Raw genomic sequence first — 3,989 nt, 5'->3', positions numbered from 1 at the left:
TTTCCGACATGGTGTCGTTCGGCGTCGCGCCCGCGCTCGTGATGTACGAGTGGGTGCTGAAGGATCTCGGCCGCTGGGGCTGGCTCGCCGCGTTCGTCTATTGCTCGGGCGCCGCGCTGCGCCTCGCGCGCTTCAACACGAACATCGGCGTGGTCGACAAGCGCTTCTTCCAGGGGTTGCCGAGCCCGGCCGCCGCCGCGCTGATCGCCGGCTTCGTGTGGCTCGCGACCGACAACCGCGTGCCGATGAAGCTCGGCTGGCTGCCGTGGGTCGCGTTCGTGCTGACGATCTACGCGGGCGTGACGATGGTGTCGAACGCGCCGTTCTACAGCGGCAAGGCGCTCGACGTGCGGCACCGCGTGCCGTTCGCGGCGATCCTGCTCGTCGTCGTCGCGTTCGTGCTCGTGTCGTCCGATCCGCCGCTGATGCTGTTCTGCCTGTTCGTGCTGTACGGTCTGTCCGGCTACGTGTTCTGGGCCTACATGGCCATCCGCGGGCGCGCGAATCCGGCGCGCTCGTCGCAGCGCGATCACTGACGCCGACGCACGATTTGCCCGGAAACGGCGGTCTCGGGGCCGCCGTTTTCATTTGCCCCTTTTTCGAGCCGGGCCGCGCCGGTTCACGGTTTCCGGGTGCCGTCCCCGGGTGTCGTCCAATTGCGCGGTCCACGGAATGTCGCTATAGTCTGCGGCATGACTGCATTTCCCCGCTTCTCCCTCCTTCTAGCCGGTGCGCTGCTACGCGCGCCAGCTTCGGCGCGCCTGCCGCGCTGACTGTTCTCGCCCTCCGTCTCAAGCCTCGTCTGTTGTTGAGCGTCGCCAGCGGTGGCGCGATCTCGTTACGTTTGACTTCCGTATAAAAGAGCCCTGGAGCCCCCCATGACAGACAAGCTGATCATTTTCGATACGACGTTGCGTGACGGCGAGCAATCGCCCGGCGCGTCGATGACGAAGGAAGAGAAAATCCGCATCGCGAAGCACCTCGAGCGGATGAAGGTCGACGTGATCGAGGCCGGTTTCGCCGCCAGCTCGAACGGCGATTTCGACGCGATCCACACGATCGCCGGTCTCGTGAAGGACAGCACGATCTGTTCGCTGGCGCGGGCCAACGACAAGGACATCCAGCGCGCGGCGGACGCGCTCAAGCCGGCCAACAGCGCGCGGATCCATACGTTCATCGCGACGTCGCCGCTGCACATGGAGAAGAAGCTGCGGATGACGCCGGACCAGGTGTTCGAGCAGGCGCGTCTCGCGGTGCGTTTCGCGCGCAAGTTCACCGACAACGTCGAATTCTCGCCGGAAGACGGCAGCCGTTCGGATCTCGATTTCCTGTGCCGTGTGCTGGAAGCGGTGATCGCCGAGGGCGCGACGACGATCAACATCGCCGATACGGTCGGCTACGGCGTGCCGGAACTCTACGGCAACCTCGTGAAGACGCTGCGCGAACGCATTCCGAACTCGGACAAGGCGATCTTCTCCGTGCATTGCCACAACGACCTCGGGATGGCGGTGGCGAACTCGCTCGCCGGCGTGAAGATCGGCGGTGCGCGGCAGATCGAATGCACGATCAACGGTCTCGGCGAGCGCGCGGGCAACACGTCGCTCGAGGAAATCGTGATGGCCGTGAAGACCCGCAAGGACTACTTCGGTCTCGACGTCGGCATCGACACGACGCAGATCGTGCCGACGTCGAAGCTCGTGTCGCAGATTACCGGCTTCGTCGTGCAGCCGAACAAGGCGGTGGTCGGCGCCAACGCATTCGCGCACGCATCGGGCATTCACCAGGACGGCGTGCTGAAGGCGCGCGACACCTACGAGATCATGCGTGCGGAAGACGTGGGCTGGACCGCGAACAAGATCGTGCTCGGCAAGCTGTCGGGCCGCAACGCGTTCAAGCAGCGTCTGCAGGAGCTGGGCGTGTCGCTCGACAGCGAAGCCGAACTGAATGCCGCGTTCATGCGCTTCAAGGATCTGGCCGACCGCAAGGCCGAGATCTTCGACGAGGACATCATCGCGATCGTGTCCGAGGAATCGGCGCTCGCGCAGGAACAGGAGCACTTCAAGTTCGTGTCGCTGTCGCAGCGTTCGGAAACGGGCGAGCAGCCGCAGGCGAAGGTCGTGTTCGCGGTCGAAGGCAAGGAAGTGACCGGCGAGGCGCGCGGCAACGGCCCGGTCGACGCGACGTTCAATGCGATCGAGGGTGAAGTCGGCAGCGGGTCCGAGCTGCTGCTGTACTCGGTCAACGCGATCACGACCGGCACGCAGGCGCAGGGCGAAGTGACCGTCCGGCTGTCGAAGAGCGGGCGGATCGTCAACGGCGTGGGCACCGATCCGGATATCGTCGCCGCATCCGCGAAGGCGTACATTTCCGCGCTGAACAAGCTGCACTCGAAGGACGACAAGCTCAACCCGCAGCGCGCGTAAGCGCCGCGCGTTGCGCGGCACCGAGACGCCCCGTGCGGCCCTGCGCCGCCGGGGCGTTTTTTCATTGGCCGCTCATTCCGCGGCCGGCGCGCGGAACAGCCAGCGGCGCGCCGCCGGGCGTGGCGCCGGATTGCGCCGGCGGAACTCGACCGCGATCCCGCGCCGCGGCGCATCGGCGACGAACGCATCGAGCAGTTCGAGCACGTCGTGATCGATGTAGTCGGCGCGCGTCGCGTCGATGATCACCGCCGCCCGGTCCGGAATGTGCCGCAGGTGGTGCTTGACCTGCACCTTGCCGAGAAACGACACGTCCTTGCGGAACGACAGCAGGAAGTGATCGTCATGCTGCGCGAGCGTGACGGGGCTCTTCAGGTTCGCGACGGCGACGGCCAGCACGCTGCATGCGAGGCCGAGCGCGATGCCGAACAGCAGGTCGACCGCCAGCACACCCGCGATCGTCGCCGCGAACGGCGCGAACGCGGCCGGGCCTTGCTTCATGACCGAGCGGAACAGCGCGGGCTTCGCGAGCTTCAGACCGGTGTGGATCAGGATCGCGGCCAGGCTCGCGAGCGGGATCAGGTTGATCAGGCCGGTGAGCGCAAACACGCTCGCGAGCAGCAGGACCCCGTGCACGATCGCGGACATCCGGCTTTGCGCGCCGGCGTTGACGTTGGCCGAACTGCGCACGATCACCGACGTGATCGGCAGGCCGCCGACGGCGCCCGCGACGAGGTTACCGACGCCCTGCGCCTTCAGCTCGCGATCGGGTTGCGTCGGCCGCCGCTTCGGATCGATCTGTTCGACCGCTTCGAGGCACAGCAGCGTCTCGAGGCTTGCGACGACCGCAAGCGTGATCGCCACGCGCCATACGTCCGGATTGAGCAGTTGCGCGAAGTTCGGGCCGAGCTCTGCATGCTTGAGCGATGCCGCGAGCGCCGCGAACGAGTCGAATTCGGGCAGCGTGACGCGATGGGCGGCGCCCGGTGCGGCTGCCGGTGCGACCACGCCGAGCACGAGCGTCGCGCCGATGCCGAGCACGACGACCGCGAGCGGCGCGGGTACCGAGCGCACCCACGCGAAGCGCTTGAGAGCCGGCGTGTCCCACGCGATCAGCAGCCCGAGCGACGCAAGCGCGATCACCGTGGCGGCCCATGCGGTCGGCAGGCTCGGCCAGTTCGCAAACGATTGCGCGGCCTGGCCGCCGAGGCCGAATGCGAACGGAATCTGCTTCACGATCAGCAGCAGGCCGATCGCGGCGAGCATGCCCTTGATGACCGGCGATGGCACGTAAGCGGCGAAGCGGCCGGCGCGCAGCATGCCGAAGCCGAACTGCAGCACGCCGGACAGCAGCACCGCGAGCAGGAACGCGGAGAAGCTGCCGAGTTGCGCGATCCCTTCGACGACGATCACGACGAGGCCGGCGGCCGGCCCGCTGACGGACAGCGACGAGCCGCTCAGCAGTGCGACGACGATGCCGCCGACGATGCCCGACACGAGCCCGGCGAACGGCTCGACGCCGGACGCATTGGCGATGCCGAGACAGAGCGGTAGCGCGACGAGGAAAAC

Annotated in this window: 3 protein-coding genes; 2 read left to right on the top strand and 1 reads right to left on the bottom strand. The window is 67.0% G+C overall.

All coding sequences use genetic code 11. The annotated features are described in order from the left end of the window. Positions 1-536 (top strand): phosphatidylcholine/phosphatidylserine synthase (locus tag JMF90_RS27385; RefSeq protein ID WP_374104276.1); only part of this gene is annotated, 536 nt, incomplete at its 5' end. A 342-nt stretch (positions 537-878) separates the two neighbouring features. Then, positions 879-2,423, top strand: a complete 1,545-nt coding sequence (locus JMF90_RS27380; protein ID WP_011545821.1) for a 2-isopropylmalate synthase — start codon at positions 879-881, stop codon at positions 2,421-2,423. 72 nt (positions 2,424-2,495) lie between these two features. On the opposite strand, the gene JMF90_RS27375 is transcribed toward JMF90_RS27380, so the two are convergent. Then, a partial coding sequence (locus tag JMF90_RS27375; protein ID WP_201325663.1) for a SulP family inorganic anion transporter occupies positions 2,496-3,989 on the bottom strand: 1,494 nt, incomplete at its 5' end.

The sequence above is a fragment of the Burkholderia sp. E168m23 genome, from assembly GCF_016586125.1.
Lineage (GTDB): Bacteria > Pseudomonadota > Gammaproteobacteria > Burkholderiales > Burkholderiaceae > Burkholderia > Burkholderia orbicola.
The sequence above is the reverse complement of the archived record's forward strand: the minus strand, read 5'-3'. Positions and strand labels throughout refer to the sequence as shown.

Coding starts and splice junctions, on each gene's coding strand:
- JMF90_RS27380 (WP_011545821.1), top strand. CDS start 879: ATGACAGACAAGCTGATCATTTTCGATACGACGTTGCGTGACGGCGAG.